Consider the following 16,292-nt stretch of genomic DNA (forward strand, 5'->3'; position numbering starts at 1 on the left):
GAAATAGAAAATGAACCCAATATATTTGCGCTTAAGTTATAAAATTCATCTATGAAATAAAAGTCAAAATAATGACATAGACCACTAAAAGCGACGCGACCAGATGGTTTCATTATTGCTTCCCCACAAGCAACTTAATATCTATTTTGAAACACGCGCTTTATTCTCTAAAATCTCAGGCAAACTACGCTCTACCCATCCAATCAAGTAATTTAACTTTTCAGACGCTTGCGAACCCAAAATCGTCAGCTGATATTCTACTTTTGGTGGCACAACGGGATAAACCGTTCTTAATATAAAACCATCTTGTTCCAGCATTTTTAAAGTCTGCGCTAACATTTTCTCGCTCACCCCTTCAATACGCTGCTTTAACTCGCTAAAACGATGTACACCATCACTTAAACAGCGCAGAACCAATACCGACCATTTATTGGTTAAGTGTTCCAAAATTTCACGCGATGGACAATCTATGGATAAAACTTGACCAAGCAATTTACTGGTTTCATAAGCTGACATAAAAATCTTTCCTGTGGGTAATAAGCTTACTTTTTGGTATGTACTTACATTTAGTAAGTTAACAGATTAGTATTTAACCATCAAGATTATTTTTCAAACAATATTGGAGTTAGATATGAATATTGCGATTACAGGTGCAACTGGTCAGTTGGGTCAATTGGTGATCCACCATCTTCTAAATTTAAGTTCAGAACATCACCTTATTGCGTTGGTCCGTAATATTGAAAAAGCCCAGGCACAATTACCGCAAGGCATCGAAATCCGCCATTTCGACTACGACAAAGCTGACAGTTTAAGTACCGCATTATTGGGCGTAGATAAGTTACTTTTAATTTCAGCCAATGAAATTGGTCGTCGTACTGCACAACACCAAGCTGTAATTGAAGCCGCCCAGGCGAGTCAAGTTCCCTATATTGCCTATACCAGTTTGTTAAATGCAGATCACTCCAGTTTAGGCTTGGCACAGGAACATCGTGAAACTGAAAAATTGATTCAAGAAAGTGGATTGAGCTATACCCTGCTTCGCAACAACTGGTATATCGAGAACTATTTGGGTGCGTTAACCCAAGAGATCCAACATGGCGCAATATATGGTGCAAGTGGGGATGGTCAAATTAGTGCCGCGTCTCGTGACGAATATGCTGAAGCAATTGCACGTGTATTACTCACGGATACCCATCTGAATAAAACCTATGAGTTGGCATCAAGCCAAAGCTTTACCAAGGCTGATCTTGCTCAAGCCATCTCCGAGGTGAGTCAACAACCAGTGCAGTACAATAACTTAAGCCCTGAAGCCTTTGAGCAACTGTTGCTACAGGTGGGCTTAGACAAGGGTTTTGCCAGTTTCTTGGCGGATGTCGATGCTCAAACCCAAGATGGCGTCATGTATAGCCAAAGCCAGGATTTGCAAACATTACTGGGACGTCCAACGGCAAATATCACAAGCATTTTACAAAAACTGATCTAAAGTCAGCTTCAGTTTATGGATGGATCTGGCTCAGTTTCAGATCCATTTTCATATCCAGATTGGCTTGTGTGCGTCGTTCAACATTACGCATCGTGGCATTAAAACCGGAAACTTTCTGCAAGGTCATTGGATCATTCAGATTTAATTGCGGCGCAAATTGATGCAGCAAGCGGACCTTTAACAGCTCATGAAGTTCCAGACCGACCGGGCCATTAAATAAAATCTTCACTGGCAGCCGATAGGTGCGCTGCAAATGAAACGGCACACTCATTTTAATTGGAATATCCAGCTGTAACGGCAGTTTGGGCAATAACGGATTCTGATAGATTAAATCGGTGCTGGTCTGTAGCGGCATCAGCTGATCAATTTGAATATGGGTTTTATAGTCCACTTTTACATCAATCGGTGTGGTGACCACAAATTGCAGATTGGCCGGATATTTACCTTCCAAAGGCAATTGCACCTGCTGATCCAGCTGAATTTCAGTATCTAAATGGCCTTGGGTATGGGCCTGTAAATAATTGCCGACCTCAATATGAGTAGGTAAATCTTCCGGTAACAACAACCGCGCTTTTTGGGCATTGACATACATCGAGGCCTGAATATTTAAATACAGCCAGAACAGAAGTGCGATCAGCGCAGCCACAATCAAGCCCAACACAAGCTGATGGCGAAGTGAAGAAAACATCTACACGCTCCTCTACTCGACCATTTGTACAGTAGTCTGTGGCTGCGCCGTTTCGGCCGTCGCCAGACGGATACTGTTTAAAGGAATATTCAGGTTTTCTTTTAATACCGTTTTCACCGGCGCATTAAATTTTAAATGGACTTTTTGCGCCAGCGGCACATCCATATAAATGGGGACATCCAGCACAATGGGAATGGTGCCTTTGAGCGGCAAACTGATGTCTTTACCCATTAACCTGACTTTGACCTGGGTATCAACCGCCAAGGGCTGGTTAATTTTTAGGGTTTCCCGCACCGGAATGGTGGTACGAATTGGGACATGCGTATCAAAATACACCCGTGGATTTAAGGTTTGGGTCAGCGGAATATCCAGATTTTCCTGAATGGGAATAACCGCATTGACCCGGCCACTGACATCGACATCCAGTGCATCATGAATTTTAACTTCGGCTTGGAGTGCTTCCTGCAAATCAATATTGACCTGCTGGTTTTCGAGCGGAATATAAATCTGAAAATGCCGAAAAATCCATAAGGCAATTGCTACACCTACCATGGCTGCCAGCACCATCAAGATTATGCCGCGGAGCATCAATCTGTTTGGCAACGGTTTATCCTATCTGTCATTTTTGTTTTTCTCGACAGAAATTGTGCCCAAAAACCGTGATACGGTTTGCAATTTTTTGTATAGCATCTTTGCTTATTATTTTAATGGAAGATAAAAAAAGAGCCTCAAATGAGGCTCTTTCTGATCTGCACTACAAATTATAAGCATTTGTTTCAGCAGGAACTTTTGGATAGCTTACGCCACCCATCTGTTCAGCGATACGCAGTACCTGGCAGCTATAGCCAACTTCGTTGTCGTACCATACATAAGCCGTTAAACGGTTACCTGAAGTGATGGTTGCTTGCGCGTCGAATACACCTGCAGTACGTGAACCGATGAAGTCAGAAGATACCACTTCAGTCGAGTTGGTATAACCGATCTGACCTTGCAGGTTCGAGCTGATTGAGATTTGACGGATGTATTCGTTCACTTCGTCACGCTCAACTTCTTTCTCAAGCGTCAGGTTCAGAATCGCCAGTGATACGTTTGGTGTTGGAACACGTACAGAGTTACCGGTTAACTTGCCTTTCAGCGCTGGAAGTGCTTTCGCAACTGCTTTCGCTGCGCCAGTTTCAGTAATTACCATGTTCAATGTAGCAGCACGGCCACGACGGTCAGCTTTGTGGTAGTTGTCGATCAGGTTCTGGTCGTTAGTGAACGAGTGAACTGTTTCAACGTGACCGTTAAGCACCTTGTATTTGTCGTCTAACACTTTCAAGGTTGGCGTGATTGCGTTTGTAGTACAGCTTGCTGCAGAGATGATGGCATCTTCATCAAGAATGTCGCCCTGGTTTACACCATAAACAACGTTCTTCATGTCACCTTTACCAGGTGCAGTCAGAATGACACGTGCTGCGCCTGGGCATTGCAGGTGCTGAGCCAGACCGTCAGCATCACGCCATTTACCGGTGTTGTCGATTACCAGTGCATTGTTAATACCGTATGCAGTGTAATCTACTTCAGACGGGTTAGATGCATAGATCACTTTAATGAACTGACCGTTCGCAATAATTGCTTCGTTTTCTTCATCAACAGAAATGGTGCCAGAGAATGGACCATGGATCGAGTCACGACGTAATAAAGACGCACGTTTTTCCAAATCACCATCTGCAGATTTACGCACTACGATGGCTTTTAAGTTCAAGCCACGGCCAAGACCAGACTGACCAATCATTAAACGTGCCAGGATACGACCAATACGACCGAAACCGTAAAGTACAACATCACGGCCTTCTACAGAAGTTGGACGACCTTCAACCGCTTTGACTGCAGCTGCTACAAATGCATCTGCATCGCCGCCTTGCTCTTTAAAGGCAACCGCAAGTTTACCCAGGTCGATTTCAGCAGTACCAATGTTTTCAACTTTTGCTAATGCTTCAAGAATCGGGAAAGTGTGTACAACTGAAAGCTCAACGTCCATCATACGCGTGAAACGGTGTGCTTTTAAAATCTGAATCACTGAACGGTTAACTAAAGAACGTCCAAATACTGAAACAACAATATTTTTCTCACGGTACAGCTTACCGATCAAAGCGATCATTTGTTCCGCGATTTCTTCACGGTTTTTCCAGCGACCTTGGTGCTCTGCGTGTAGGGCGATGATAGTCTCTTTGCTCACAGATACGTCCTCTAATTAATTGTATATCTAGGCATAAAATTCAAAACCCGACAATTGTAATGGAATTGGCGGCAAGATTGAATCAAAAGCTGTCTAAGACCGCTCTATTTTGCTATATATTCAGTATAAATTTGCAAAATAGTTGTAATTATTTTTATGATTTCGCTCCTAAATCTTTAAAAACCGCTATTTTTCATATAAAAAAGAGCAAGTTATCTGTTTGTTGCTTTATCAGACAAGTTTTACCGACTGATAACAATATTTTTTTGCTATTCCAGCCGGTCCTGATAGTTCTGGACATTTTTTTGCAAGGCCCGTTCCTGCCGTTTCTGTTTCAGTACATGCAGTACACCTTCAATCACCAGCAGCAATACCGCCAGCCAGATTGGAATATAGGTCAGCCATTCATCGGCTTCAACACGCTCGCCCAGCATCATCGAGGCGAAAGCCAGCAACACCGGTTCCAGATAGCTAAGCAAACCAAAAATCACAAAAGGCAAATAACGGCTGGCCAGAATATAACTGCCCAAACCTAAGGCACTTAAAAAGCCCAGTCCCAGCACAGCCCAGATCAGATGCGAGTAATTCAACAGCAATGCCATGCTGTCGCTATAGACAAAGCCCAGATAAAACGCGACTGGTAAAATCAGGAACAGATCCCACCAGAAACCGCCTAAATTGTCGGTTTTAAACTGACGGCGTAAAAAGAAATACAAAGGATAAGCCAGCGCCACATACACAGTTTCCCAGGCCACACTGCCAATGCGCCAGATTTCATGTCCGACGCCCAGTACGGCTAGCGCCACCGCCAGCATTTGCCAGCTGGACAGTTTTTCCTTATACAGCACACAGCCAACCAGCACCATCACCAGTGGCAACAGGAAATAACCGAGCGACACTTCCAGACCACGGCCGTTAATTGGCCCCCATAAAAACAGCCACAGTTGCGTGGTACATAAGAACGAACTGATCAGCAGCCACAGCAATAAAAGCGGCTGTTGTAGCACCCGCCTGAAAATCTCGGCCACATGCTTTAAATCACCACTCCACCACATAAACAGGGTGATAAAAGGCAAGGTGGACAGCATGCGCCAGGCAAAAGTTTCTTCACTGTCTAAAGGTTGCAGAAACTGGGTATAGAAATACAGCACACCAAAAGTGATGGATGCCAATACAGACAAAGCAACGCCTTTATACATCTTTCACTCCTGATCTTTGCCGAGCGCTGATTATACTCAGTTCATCTCCGGAAAACTCTGTTCGTGCATGAATTATTGACCGAAAAATAAAAAACCATGCCGGAGCATGGTGTATTTTTAGTAGGAGATTGCTTTAACGGGCTGTCTGTTTGGTGTGAATAATATCATCCAGGTTATAGCCTAAAGATTTGGCATACTCGAGATATTCATTGATCACTTCCGGATTGGCCTGCGGGGTACGCGACAACACCCACATATATTTACGATGTGGCTCACCGACCAGCACAGTCTGATACTCTTCATCCAGTTTTAGCACCCAGTAATCACCGCGACCAATTGGCATCCAGCGGATAAATTCTGGCAGGAAGCTGACTTTCAGTTTGGTATTAAACGGCGCATTTTGTACAAAGGCTTCACCAATAGAGATGGTTTGTTCGCCATTTTTGGTGATACAGCGATTATCGACCTTGATATTGCCATTTTCATTTAAGGTATAGGTCGCCGTGACATCCCGATCACATTTATTCTGGAAGGACATCGGTTTACGTGCCACCTCATACCAGACCCCTAGGTAACGATCCAATTCCACTTTTTCAACGGTGGGTAGTGGCTCTTTCTGGGCATAAGCCATGGTGGCCAGCCCTAAACCGACCAGCACTGCCCCGCCTACGGCAATTTTTGCCAATTTATAACTCGCTTTAGGGAGATTATTCGTTTTCATCAGGTCACCTTATACCTTCAATATTGTTCTGGAGTTCTCAGCATACTTGGCTAAATTAACGGTAAATTCAGGTATTTACTGTTGTGTTATGTAAGGAGTTTTTTAACAGTTCCCACACTTTTCTTTACTGCAGCATTTGTGCCTTCAAACGAATAATTTCATCACGCAGACGTGCGGCTTGTTCAAACTGCAATTCTTTTGAGGCTTTGAGCATCTCTTTTTCCAGCTTGGCCACATGCTTGGCAAACAGTTTCGGGTCCGACACGATATGCCGTTCATCCGCGGTTAATGCCAAGGTTTGTGCTGCCATCTGCTCATCAATTACATCTTCTTCCAGCACCTCGCCGGTATCAATTTCTTTAATGACCTGACGCACAGCACTGCGCGGAGTAATACCATGTAGCTGGTTAAATTCAATTTGCTTGGCTCGGCGACGTTCAGTTTCATCAATGGCTTTTTGCATGGAATCGGTTATCCGGTCAGCATATAAAATCGCCTTACCGGCAATATTCCGCGCAGCACGACCAATAGTCTGAATCAGCGAACGTTCGGAACGCAGGAAGCCTTCCTTGTCGGCATCCAGAATCGCCACCAGCGAGACTTCTGGCATATCCAGACCTTCACGCAGCAGGTTAATCCCCACCAGCACATCATAAATCCCGGTACGCAGCTCATGAATAATCTTGACCCGCTCGACCGTATCAATATCGGAATGCAGATAGGCCACTTTAATGCCGTATTCTTTTAAATAGGAACTTAAATCTTCGGCCATGCGCTTGGTTAAGGTCGTGACCAGAACCCGCTCGTTTTTATCTTTACGCAGGTTAATTTCCGACAGGACATCATCGACCTGGGTCAGCACCGGACGGATTTCAATTTCCGGGTCAATCAGACCGGTTGGACGCACCACCTGCTCGACAATCTGTTCAGCTTTTTCCAGTTCATACTGCGCCGGTGTGGCACTGACATAAATAGTGCTTGGAATAATCCGTTCCCATTCTTCAAATTTCATTGGCCGGTTATCCAACGCACTTGGCAAACGGAAACCATAATTGACCAGGTTTTCCTTACGCGAACGGTCACCTTTATACATGGCGCCAATTTGTGGCACGGTAACATGCGACTCATCAATAATCAGCAAGGCATCATCCGGCACATAATCAAACAGGGTTGGTGGCGCTTCACCGGCCGGACGACCGGATAAATGACGGGAATAGTTTTCAATGCCGTTGGTATAGCCGAGCTGCTGCATCATTTCCAGATCATAACGGGTACGCTGCTCGATGCGCTGTGCTTCCAGCAGCTTGTCATGTGCACGGAAAAAGCCTAAACGTTCTTTCAGTTCTTCACGAATGGTTTCAATGGCGCGCTGCAGATGGTCTTTAGGCGTGACATAGTGGCTTTTCGGGTAGATGGTGACGCGTGGCACTTTGCGGATCATTTTGCCGGTCAGCGGATCAAACCAGCGGATCGAATCGACTTCATCATCAAACAGTTCAATCCGGATGGCATTCTGCTCCGATTCTGCCGGGAAAATATCAATAATTTCACCGCGAATCCGGTAGGTCCCGCGCAAAAACTCTAGTTCATTGCGGCTATATTGCATTTCCACCAGCCGGCGGATGATGTCTTCACGTTGAATCCGGTCGCCCTGCACCACATGCAGCAACATGCTCATATAGGCATTCGGATCACCCAGACCGTAAATAGCCGATACCGATGCCACAATAATCGAGTCACGACGTTCCAGTAATGCCCGCGTCGCCGACAGTCGCATCTGGTCAATGTGATCATTAATGGCAGCATCTTTTTCAATAAAGGTATCGGAAGATGGCACATAGGCTTCCGGCTGATAGTAGTCATAATAACTGACAAAATATTCAACCGAGTTATGCGGGAAAAAGGCTTTAAATTCGCCGTAGAGCTGGGCCGCCAGAGTCTTGTTATGCGCCATCACAATAGTTGGCCGCTGTAACTGGGCAATCACGTTGGCCATGGTATAGGTCTTGCCGGAACCGGTTACCCCCAGCAGCAACTGATCATGCATGCCCTTTTGAATTCCCTGCACCAGCTTTTCAATGGCCTGTGGCTGATCTCCAGCAGGTTGATAATGGGTAACCAATTCAAAAGGTTGATGATCACTCACGGATAGCGTACTCATACAGATCGAAAAAAATAGTCTAACAGATTCAGCCTATTATCTGGCTTCAGATTGTAATTTTTGTACACTTTCTTGTCACCGGCAGCATCGGCAAGGTTCTGTTTTTAGTCCGCAGTGCAACTGAAATAAAGACCTTCACCCGCTGCTGTTTGGCACACTCTCACCAGACATACCCAGATCAAAGCAAAATCTTCATGTGAAACAGAAAAACACCCTCGTCTTGTGCTTTTTCACTTGATTCTGCCCCGCTTCACGGGCAACATGAACACAAGGGATCACATAGATTTAATGACAATGACTTACCGATATCATGATGAAAGTATTATTAAAAGCTTGCCTGAAGATACGATTTTTGTCTTTGGCAGTAATCTGGCGGGTGATCATGCCGGCGGTGCAGCGCGCACTGCCCTGCAACACTTTGGCGCCGTGCGCGGCGTAGGGCGTGGCTGGGCCGGACAAAGCTTTGCCATTCCAACCATGAACGAGCATTTGCAGCAAATGCCGCTGTCGCAAATTCAGCACTATATAGATGACTTTAAAACCTATACCAAAAATCATCCGAAAATGAAGTATTTTCTGACTTCAATTGGCTGTGGTATTGCCGGTTATAAAGTCGAGGAAATCGCCCCGATGTTTAAAGGCATTTCCCACAATGTGATTTTCCCGGCCTCCTTCCGGCCTTTTGTCGAGAAATCTTTACCGAAACTGAACCAGCATTTTCTGCATACCATTTTTCGTGATCCGGTGATTTTTGCCAGCAATCCGGATGAGCTGATTGAAGTACTGGCTTTAAATGACAATGAAAAAAGTCTGGCTAAAATTTTGCTGAATACCCAGATGTACCCGACCGACAGCAATGGCCGTGACCGGATTTTTGAAATTGAAGATATTTTATATGGCCTGAAAGGCAAGGTCTTCGAATGGCAAAGCAACTCTGAAGGTTCCATGCTGTTTGGCGGGGTGATTCTAGCCTTACTGGAACTGTATAGTATTAATGAACAGGATTTTGCCGAAGTCTGGCATGGTCAACGTGAAATTACCCCACCGCGTCCGGCGCATCGGGCCAAAAAATAATCCCTCTTTTTAATACCAGAGCAGCCGGCCACTGAGCCGGCTGCTTTTTAATTCAGTGATGCAAATCACATTTATAAAAATAAATAAAATTCTTATCACATAATAAAAAACTTGATTATAATTCTATTTTTCATTCACTAGAATAATCGAGCTTCAGACTATGACAATACTGGACACGCCTGTTTTTACCCTTGCGCCGATTGCCCTGTGGCTGGAAGACTTTAGTGAAATTAAAAAACAGTTTGAGCTGTGGCGCGCACAAGGCATTCAGGATTTACGTGGCTATTTACTGGAAGATCCAAGCCGTGTCATTGAATGTGCCCGTAAAATTAAAATTCTGAGCGTAAACCAGAAAACCGTTATTTAAAACCTACTCAAACCTACTCAATGTGGGTTTGATGTTTAATTCCTACTTCACCATCAAGAACCTAAAGCATTTGCTTTAGGGATTACCTCAATTCCATAGGCTGTCACGGTGTAACTCACCGCCTTAATCACCACTTATGCAGTGATTAAATCTTTATCCGCATATCGCAGGATATTAATTGATGCATTAACATCACGATTTTGGATGGTTTGGCAAACTAAGCACTTCCACTCTCGCGCAGAAAGTGTGAGAGATTGATTTAATTCACCACAGCACGAACACATTTTACTACTTGGGAAGAATCGACCAACCGAAAGTACCGATTTTCCATGCTGTTTGGCTTTATAAATCAACTGCCTTTTAAACTCATAAAAACCCATATCGGATATAGCTCTTGCGAGTTTACGATTCCTCAACATGCCTTTAACATTCAAATCTTCAATCGCAATCACATCAAAACGTGTTACCAAATCCGTTGTGACTTGATGAAGATTATTCTTGCGTAGACAGACAATTTTATAGTGCAGGCGAGATAGCTTGGCTTTTGCTTTTTCTCGATTCTGACTACCTTTTTTCTTACGACTAAAAGACTTGTTGAGTCGTCTTAGTTTTGCAAGCTGTCTTTTAAGTGGTGCGTTAGAAGGAATAACCTCACCATTTGAAAGGGTGGCAAGATTAGAGACACCCAAATCAACACCGATACTTAAACCTGTTTTCGGTTTAAGCTTTTCGATCTGGGTGAGTTCGACAGCGATTGATACAAACCACTTACCACCTTGTTTAAATATTTTGGCCGAGAGAATTTTACCCTTATAGCGCAGATTCTCAGTCATTTTCACCCAACCCAAATTAGGGATTTTAATAGACCGACCCTTGACGCTAAATTGATCATTTGATAATGAAAAACGGTCATCCTTGCCTTTTTTTCTTGGCTTGGGGTATCCTGATTTGCCGTTAAAAAATCTATCAAAAGCACTACCCAACTGCTTAATCGCCAACTGTGGTGCGCACTTAGTCACTTTCTTCATGAAAGGATATTTTTCAAATTTAAAAGTGTTTAGGTGTTTTCTTAATTTACTCTCTTTAGGTCTATTAAGAAGCATTTCATTCACCGCAACATCATAATACTCACACTGATCTCGATATTCCTTATCAGCCTTGTATTGTCGCTGCCACTCTCTTAAAGCCCAATTATACGACAAACGAGCAACACCACTTGCCTGAGCAAAATGGCTTGCTTGTTTATTATTGGGCATCAATTCAATGATATGCCCTCGTATAAATCGACTCATAGTGCTTCTTTGACCGCCTGTATTAACTTTTGGTTCTTTTTACTTCGGCTTCCATATAATCGTGCTGAAAATACAGTAATAATTTCCAGGACATCTTGAGCCAGTTCCTCCTCAAAACTCAAATTTTCACCCTGATTAATAATTACAATTTCAACATTCCGAGCTTCACATAAAGCAAAAACCAATTCAGCACCAAAACGTAATAATCGATCTTTGTGGGTTAAAACCAATCGACCAATTTCATTATTAATAATTCCATCCAAAAGAGCCTTAAGCCTTTTTTGTGATAATTCATCCCTGAGCCTAAATCACTAATAATCTCAAATGTCCATCCCTGCTTGGCACAGTACATTTCCAAAACTTGTTTTTGTCGCTCAAGATCAGCCTTTTGATCGTGACTAGATACTCTTGCATAAGCAATAGTTTTTCGGCTGTTCTGGATTGATAGATCATGGATAAGTTCAGGTGTGATCTTGCTTAGATCGTAACGTCTGTGATTTTTTGGGGTTCTATCTGCGACTAAAGTGCCTTCCTCATCCCATCTTCTTAGGGTTTGGATGGAAACACCCAGTGTTTTAGCTGCAACGCCAATACTAACATATCTACTCATTTGTATATAATAATATAGAAATAAGTAGATTTCAATTAGCAGTTATTAACCCTGCACAACTGTTTGGCAGGCTTGCAGGAACTGCTGTTAATTGACAGTCAGTTTCATGGTAATCAGATGCTGAATCTGTCGATTGGGTCTGCGACCACACTACCACAGGAAAGTATTGAAGAGATGCTAAAACGCGCCGATCAGGCCATGTACACCCAAAAACGCGCCTATTATGTCCAGTTTGACCGGCGTGAAACCCAGGATTAAACCCATCAAGTGCCCATAAAAAATGCCACAGAACGTGGCATTTTTCTTAGCGTTTACCCATAGATTTACGGGTCCCACGTGGTGGTGGAAACAGCTTGTCGGCATAACCTTCATCTTTAGGACGAACCTGATTATGCAAGGCATCCATCTGGGCTTTTTCTTCCGCAGATGGCATTGGGAATGGGAGTTTTACCACAGGTTTTTTTGAAGTAGGCTGCTGCTTACTCATGACGATAACTCAAATCAAATTAGCGCTATTTTAAGGTTTTTTGCAGTCAGAAGCGAGCCTCCGGCTTTTTATTCTCAAAAATGCCTTATTTTGAGGCGCAGAAGCACAAATTTCGTGATTTTTTATTAATTTGTTGAGATTTTAAACGACGAAGTGACTATTTTTGAGCTAAGATAGTGTGCTTTTTATTTTTTAATCCCTATAAGAAGGAATACTGCCGTGGACGTACGTCTCTCTGATCGTGTAAATGCCATCAAACCGTCCCCAACGCTTGCTGTGACAAACAAAGCTGCTGAATTGAAAGCTGCTGGTCATAACGTAATTGGCTTGGGTGCAGGCGAACCGGATTTCGATACACCACAACACATCAAAGATGCAGCAATTGCAGCGATTAACAACGGTTTTACCAAATATACCGCTGTTGACGGTACGCCAGGCCTGAAAAAAGCCATTATTGCGAAACTAAAACGTGACAATAACCTTGACTACCAAGCCAACCAGATTCTGGTGTCTTGCGGTGGTAAACAATCATTCTTTAACTTGGCACTTGCACTGTTAAACAAAGGTGATGAAGTGATCATCCCTGCGCCATTCTGGGTAAGCTATCCAGATATGGTCATCATCGCTGAAGGCGTGCCAGTGATTGTAAAATGTGGCGAAGAACAACGCTTCAAAATCACTCCTGCTCAGTTAGAAGCAGCCATCACAGACAAAACCCGTTTAGTGGTACTGAACAGCCCGTCTAACCCGACAGGCATGATCTACACCAAAGCTGAACTGGAAGCTCTGGCTGAAGTACTGCGTAAATACCCAGAAGTGTATATCGCATCTGACGACATGTACGAACCAATCCGCTGGGATGACGAGTTCTACAACATCGCTACTGTTGCACCAGACCTGTATGACCGCACTATCGTGTTAAATGGTGTGTCTAAAGCCTATGCCATGACTGGCTGGCGTATCGGCTATGCAGCGGGCCCTGCTAAACTGATCGGTGCGATGAAAAAAATCCAGTCTCAGTCAACCTCTAACCCGACGTCTATTTCACAAGTGGCTGCAGAAGCTGCATTAAACGGCCCTCAAGACGTTCTACAACCAATGATTGAAGCGTTCAAACGCCGTCATGACCTGGTGGTAAACGGCCTGAACGACATCAAAGGTATTTCTTGCTTACCTGCAGATGGTGCGTTCTATGCTTACGCCAACATCAAACCACTGATTCGTGCTAAAGGCTTAAAATCTTGCACAGAATTCTCTGCATGGTTACTGGAAGAAACGGGCGTTGCCGTGGTTCCAGGTGATGCATTCGGTTTAGGCGGTTTCATGCGTATCTCTTATGCAACAGCTGATGAAGTGCTGGTAGATGCGTTAGCGCGTATCAAGAAAGCGGCGGATTCAATCGAAGGCGTTGATGAAGCGATTGCGTCTATCGAAGCTGAAAAAGCTGCTCAATAATCTCTTCTGAGCAATAAAAAAACCGCGACCTGTTCGCGGTTTTTTTATGGCCTGATTTAACTCTAAACGCTCAATTCAGCGGACCATAGATAACGGTTAGATGGCCTTTTTCAGCGCCTGAATGAGCTGACTGCGTGAGATGTCAGGACGGTCTGTACCCTTATAAATACAGTAATATTTAAAGGCACTATCCAGACTCACCCGCAGTTCTTTTTGTTCAGAAGCCGACCAGACCCGGCAGCGGTTACTACCCGACAAGGCACTGCCGGCAAGCTGATACAGGTATAAATCCTGGCTGCGCTGTAATGGCGTGCGGATCGCATGATCCGGATGCTCTGAAAGCTGGAAACATGGCCCATTGATCAGCCATTTTTCACTAAACCACAGCTGCAGCAAATCGCCCAGATACAGATCGACATGCCCGACTGGCCATACGTTGATATAGGCCGAAGCAACAGGCGTATAATAATCTTCTGGATTGCTGATAAGAGAAAGGTAGTTGTCTTTGTAAAAATTGAGGTTTGCAAAAATTTCAGGGATGCTGAGCGTATTCATTCGCTGTCTCCGATTTAGCCATTTTTGTGCTGGCAAGTTGGTTTAAATCCACACTGTTTAACCATTTGGTCAAACGACTTTCTGGATTTAATCTAACAACAGATTTTTTGCTTTGCAAGATTTTTTCGTGTTTTATTTTATTTTGCACAAATAAAAAGCATATAAACTTTAAATGTAAAAAAGATGACAGTTTTCGCTTGACCCCTGCCAAAATCCCTCTATAATCGCATTCAGATTCTCCCATAGCTCAGTCGGTAGAGCGACGGACTGTTAATCCGCAGGTCCCTGGTTCGAGCCCAGGTGGGAGAGCCAAATTCAAGAAAGCCCAAGCATTTAAGACTTGGGCTTTTTTATTGCCAAAATTTATAGCTTCCAATCTTTTTAATTCCCACAGCGATTCACATCTGAAGGCTGCCAAAAGAGGATGACATCTTCCCGAGCGATCTAATAGCAAGACGTCCATCAGCAGATCAGTTCTATCTTCAAACAGGCAGATCAATCCCGATTCCCTTCTCGCAGCCATAAAAAAACGGAACCGAAGTCCCGTTTTCTCTCAAAAAATATTGACTGTTTCAAGCTGCCTGCGCCGGCACACCGCTATGGAAACGGAAAGTATCATCCGGGCTTAAAATCAGATTTTTTTCCACTTCACGAATATGCTGAATCCGGCCCTGAATATCTTCTTCCGGATTTTTTAGCTTGGCAGTTTTGGCAACGTCCAATGCTAGTGCCAGATAATCTTCATAATGACGCGATTCAGATTTCAGCAAATAGCGGTAGTAGCGCCCCAGCTCTTCATCAACATGCGGTGCCAAGGCATAAAAACGTTCGCAGGAACGTGCTTCTACAAAGGCACCAATCACCAGTACATCAATTAACGCTTCAGGCTCATAGGTACGGATTTCTTTGCGTAAGCCGCCGGCATAACGGCCTGCGCTCAAGCCTTTCCACTCCTGTCCGCGTTTGTTCATGAATTCCAGCACCTGTTCATAGTGCAGCATTTCTTCTCGAACCAGTTGCGCCAGTTTGACCTGCAAATCGGTAAAGAAGCTATAGCGGAACATCAGGTTCATGGCCGTGCCCGCGGCTTTTTTCTCGCAGTTGGCATGATCCTGCATCAGGATTTCCAAATTGCTCAATGCTTCATCCAGCCAGGCTTGCGGGGTTTCACAGCCCAGGAAGCCGATCACCGGCTTCATGAGTTCATCATAATTGATTGTCGACATACAAAAACTTCAGAATTATCGTGCAGCTTTAATCGCTGCTTTCATTTGCTGTACAGCTTGGGCCAGACCCACAAACACGGCATCGGCAATGAGCGAGTGACCAATATTCAGTTCATGAATTTGCGGAATTGCAGCAATCGGCGTCACGTTATCTAAATTCAGGCCATGGCCGGCATTCACCACCAGACCTTTGGCCGCGGCATATTCGGCGCCTTTCACAATACGCTCCAGCTCGGCCTGCTGCGCCTCTGCGGTTTCAGCATCGGCGTAGGCACCGGTATGAATTTCAATGGTCGGTGCACCACAAGCAACTGCAGCATCAATCTGGGCAAAGTCGGCATCAATAAACAGGGATACATCACAGCCCAGAACAGAGAGAGCCTGTGTTGCCGCTTGGACTGCAGCAAAATTACCGACCACATCCAGTCCACCTTCTGTGGTGACTTCCTGGCGTTTTTCAGGGACAAAGCAAACATGATGTGGTTTGATTTCTTTAGCAAACTCGACCATTTCATCAGTCACCGCCATTTCCAGATTCATGCGGGTTTTCAGCAATGGACGCATACGACGCACATCATCATCCTGAATATGACGACGATCTTCACGCAGATGCAAGGTAATACCCTCTGCACCGGCCTGTTCACAAATCAGTGCGGCATTGACCGGATCTGGGTAAGTGGTGCCACGTGCTTGTCGCAATGTTGCAACATGGTCAATATTTACACCAAGTAATGCAGCCATACTCTTTTCCTA

16 protein-coding genes, 1 tRNA gene and 2 pseudogenes are annotated in these 16,292 nt (G+C 44.3%); 6 read left to right on the forward strand and 13 right to left on the reverse strand.

Translation table 11 applies throughout. The annotated features are described in order from the left end of the window. Window positions 1-141 precede the first annotated feature (141 nt). Window positions 142-516 carry a helix-turn-helix domain-containing protein gene (locus tag FTU86_RS08960; protein ID WP_168396279.1) on the reverse strand — a complete coding sequence of 125 codons (375 nt, stop codon included), beginning with the start codon at window positions 514-516 and terminating at the stop codon, window positions 142-144. A gap of 115 nt (window positions 517-631) precedes the next feature. Between FTU86_RS08960 and FTU86_RS08965 the strand changes: the two genes are divergently transcribed. Next, complete coding sequence (locus FTU86_RS08965; protein WP_180036972.1) at window positions 632-1,483, forward strand: SDR family oxidoreductase; 852 nt, start codon at window positions 632-634, stop codon at window positions 1,481-1,483. A 13-nt stretch (window positions 1,484-1,496) separates the two neighbouring features. On the opposite strand, the gene FTU86_RS08970 is transcribed toward FTU86_RS08965, so the two are convergent. From FTU86_RS08970 to uvrB, 6 genes and pseudogenes are all read right to left on the reverse strand, one after another. Further along, window positions 1,497-2,171, reverse strand: a complete 675-nt coding sequence (locus FTU86_RS08970) for a hypothetical protein (protein WP_180036973.1) — start codon at window positions 2,169-2,171, stop codon at window positions 1,497-1,499. A 72-nt stretch (window positions 2,172-2,243) separates the two neighbouring features. After that, window positions 2,244-2,759, reverse strand: a pseudogene (locus tag FTU86_RS08975) (MFS transporter); the annotation flags it as partial. Between the two features lie 166 nt (window positions 2,760-2,925). Continuing rightward, window positions 2,926-4,392, reverse strand: a complete 1,467-nt coding sequence (locus FTU86_RS08980; RefSeq protein WP_180036975.1) for a glyceraldehyde-3-phosphate dehydrogenase — start codon at window positions 4,390-4,392, stop codon at window positions 2,926-2,928. Window positions 4,393-4,661: 269 nt separating this feature from the next. After that, window positions 4,662-5,591, reverse strand: coding sequence for an EamA family transporter RarD (gene rarD / locus FTU86_RS08985; RefSeq protein WP_005176706.1), 930 nt, complete (start codon window positions 5,589-5,591; stop codon window positions 4,662-4,664). Window positions 5,592-5,724: 133 nt separating this feature from the next. After that, a complete protein-coding gene (locus FTU86_RS08990; protein ID WP_168398848.1) occupies window positions 5,725-6,312 on the reverse strand; it encodes a lipocalin family protein in 588 nt (195 codons plus the stop codon). A 124-nt stretch (window positions 6,313-6,436) separates the two neighbouring features. Beyond that, window positions 6,437-8,458 carry an excinuclease ABC subunit UvrB gene (gene uvrB, locus FTU86_RS08995; protein ID WP_035362953.1) on the reverse strand — a complete coding sequence of 674 codons (2,022 nt, stop codon included), beginning with the start codon at window positions 8,456-8,458 and terminating at the stop codon, window positions 6,437-6,439. A 309-nt stretch (window positions 8,459-8,767) separates the two neighbouring features. Between uvrB and FTU86_RS09000 the strand changes: the two genes are divergently transcribed. Next, window positions 8,768-9,547: a hypothetical protein gene (locus FTU86_RS09000; RefSeq protein ID WP_016660041.1), complete on the forward strand. Its 780-nt coding sequence runs from the start codon at window positions 8,768-8,770 to the stop codon at window positions 9,545-9,547. Between the two features lie 160 nt (window positions 9,548-9,707). Next, window positions 9,708-9,914 (forward strand): hypothetical protein, encoded by a 207-nt coding sequence (locus FTU86_RS09005; RefSeq protein WP_225876408.1) that lies wholly within the window; start codon window positions 9,708-9,710, stop codon window positions 9,912-9,914. Window positions 9,915-10,048: 134 nt separating this feature from the next. Here the strand turns inward: FTU86_RS09005 and FTU86_RS09010 are convergent, their stop codons facing one another. Together FTU86_RS09010 and FTU86_RS09015 are read right to left on the reverse strand one after the other, a co-directional pair. Then, window positions 10,049-11,206, reverse strand: coding sequence for an RNA-guided endonuclease TnpB family protein (locus FTU86_RS09010; protein WP_016659040.1), 1,158 nt, complete (start codon window positions 11,204-11,206; stop codon window positions 10,049-10,051). Then, window positions 11,203-11,816: pseudogene (locus FTU86_RS09015) on the reverse strand (IS607 family transposase). Before FTU86_RS09015 ends, FTU86_RS09010 begins: the two are co-directional and overlap by 4 nt. A gap of 63 nt (window positions 11,817-11,879) precedes the next feature. On the opposite strand from FTU86_RS09015, the gene FTU86_RS09020 reads away from it, so the two are divergent. Then, a complete protein-coding gene (locus FTU86_RS09020) occupies window positions 11,880-12,074 on the forward strand; it encodes a diguanylate cyclase (protein ID WP_180036450.1) in 195 nt (64 codons plus the stop codon). 46 nt (window positions 12,075-12,120) lie between these two features. Here FTU86_RS09020 and FTU86_RS09025 read toward each other — a convergent pair whose 3' ends face one another. Then, on the reverse strand, window positions 12,121-12,303 hold the full coding sequence (locus FTU86_RS09025) for a hypothetical protein (RefSeq protein ID WP_005176699.1): 183 nt from the start codon (window positions 12,301-12,303) through the stop codon (window positions 12,121-12,123). Window positions 12,304-12,522: 219 nt separating this feature from the next. Between FTU86_RS09025 and FTU86_RS09030 the strand changes: the two genes are divergently transcribed. Beyond that, entirely contained in the window at window positions 12,523-13,758 is a 1,236-nt protein-coding gene (locus tag FTU86_RS09030) for a pyridoxal phosphate-dependent aminotransferase (RefSeq protein ID WP_005176698.1), read from the forward strand. Between the two features lie 96 nt (window positions 13,759-13,854). On the opposite strand, the gene FTU86_RS09035 is transcribed toward FTU86_RS09030, so the two are convergent. Further along, a complete protein-coding gene (locus tag FTU86_RS09035) occupies window positions 13,855-14,313 on the reverse strand; it encodes a hypothetical protein (protein ID WP_180036449.1) in 459 nt (152 codons plus the stop codon). Between the two features lie 236 nt (window positions 14,314-14,549). Between FTU86_RS09035 and FTU86_RS09040 the strand changes: the two genes are divergently transcribed. Next, window positions 14,550-14,625 (forward strand) — tRNA-Asn (locus FTU86_RS09040). 260 nt (window positions 14,626-14,885) lie between these two features. Here the strand turns inward: FTU86_RS09040 and FTU86_RS09045 are convergent. Then, window positions 14,886-15,539: a tRNA-(ms[2]io[6]A)-hydroxylase gene (locus FTU86_RS09045; RefSeq protein WP_180036448.1), complete on the reverse strand. Its 654-nt coding sequence runs from the start codon at window positions 15,537-15,539 to the stop codon at window positions 14,886-14,888. A 15-nt stretch (window positions 15,540-15,554) separates the two neighbouring features. After that, entirely contained in the window at window positions 15,555-16,280 is a 726-nt protein-coding gene (gene pdxJ, locus FTU86_RS09050; RefSeq protein WP_180036447.1) for a pyridoxine 5'-phosphate synthase, read from the reverse strand. Window positions 16,281-16,292: the final 12 nt, after the last annotated feature.

It is taken from the genome of Acinetobacter sp. YH12155, assembly GCF_013418255.1.
Lineage (GTDB): Bacteria > Pseudomonadota > Gammaproteobacteria > Pseudomonadales > Moraxellaceae > Acinetobacter > Acinetobacter indicus.

Bases quoted from the DNA above. Each gene is read 5' to 3' on its own strand.
- FTU86_RS08965 (WP_180036972.1), top strand. From the start codon at position 632: ATGAATATTGCGATTACAGGTGCAACTGGTCAGTTGGGTCAATTGGTG.
- FTU86_RS09035 (WP_180036449.1), bottom strand. From the start codon at position 14,313: ATGAATACGCTCAGCATCCCTGAAATTTTTGCAAACCTCAATTTTTAC.
- pdxJ (WP_180036447.1), bottom strand. From the start codon at position 16,280: ATGGCTGCATTACTTGGTGTAAATATTGACCATGTTGCAACATTGCGA.
- FTU86_RS09005 (WP_225876408.1), top strand. From the start codon at position 9,708: ATGACAATACTGGACACGCCTGTTTTTACCCTTGCGCCGATTGCCCTG.
- FTU86_RS08960 (WP_168396279.1), bottom strand. From the start codon at position 516: ATGTCAGCTTATGAAACCAGTAAATTGCTTGGTCAAGTTTTATCCATA.
- rarD (WP_005176706.1), bottom strand. From the start codon at position 5,591: ATGTATAAAGGCGTTGCTTTGTCTGTATTGGCATCCATCACTTTTGGT.
- FTU86_RS09045 (WP_180036448.1), bottom strand. From the start codon at position 15,539: ATGTCGACAATCAATTATGATGAACTCATGAAGCCGGTGATCGGCTTC.
- FTU86_RS08990 (WP_168398848.1), bottom strand. From the start codon at position 6,312: ATGAAAACGAATAATCTCCCTAAAGCGAGTTATAAATTGGCAAAAATT.
- FTU86_RS08970 (WP_180036973.1), bottom strand. From the start codon at position 2,171: ATGTTTTCTTCACTTCGCCATCAGCTTGTGTTGGGCTTGATTGTGGCT.
- FTU86_RS09000 (WP_016660041.1), top strand. From the start codon at position 8,768: ATGACTTACCGATATCATGATGAAAGTATTATTAAAAGCTTGCCTGAA.
- FTU86_RS09025 (WP_005176699.1), bottom strand. From the start codon at position 12,303: ATGAGTAAGCAGCAGCCTACTTCAAAAAAACCTGTGGTAAAACTCCCA.
- FTU86_RS09010 (WP_016659040.1), bottom strand. From the start codon at position 11,206: ATGAGTCGATTTATACGAGGGCATATCATTGAATTGATGCCCAATAAT.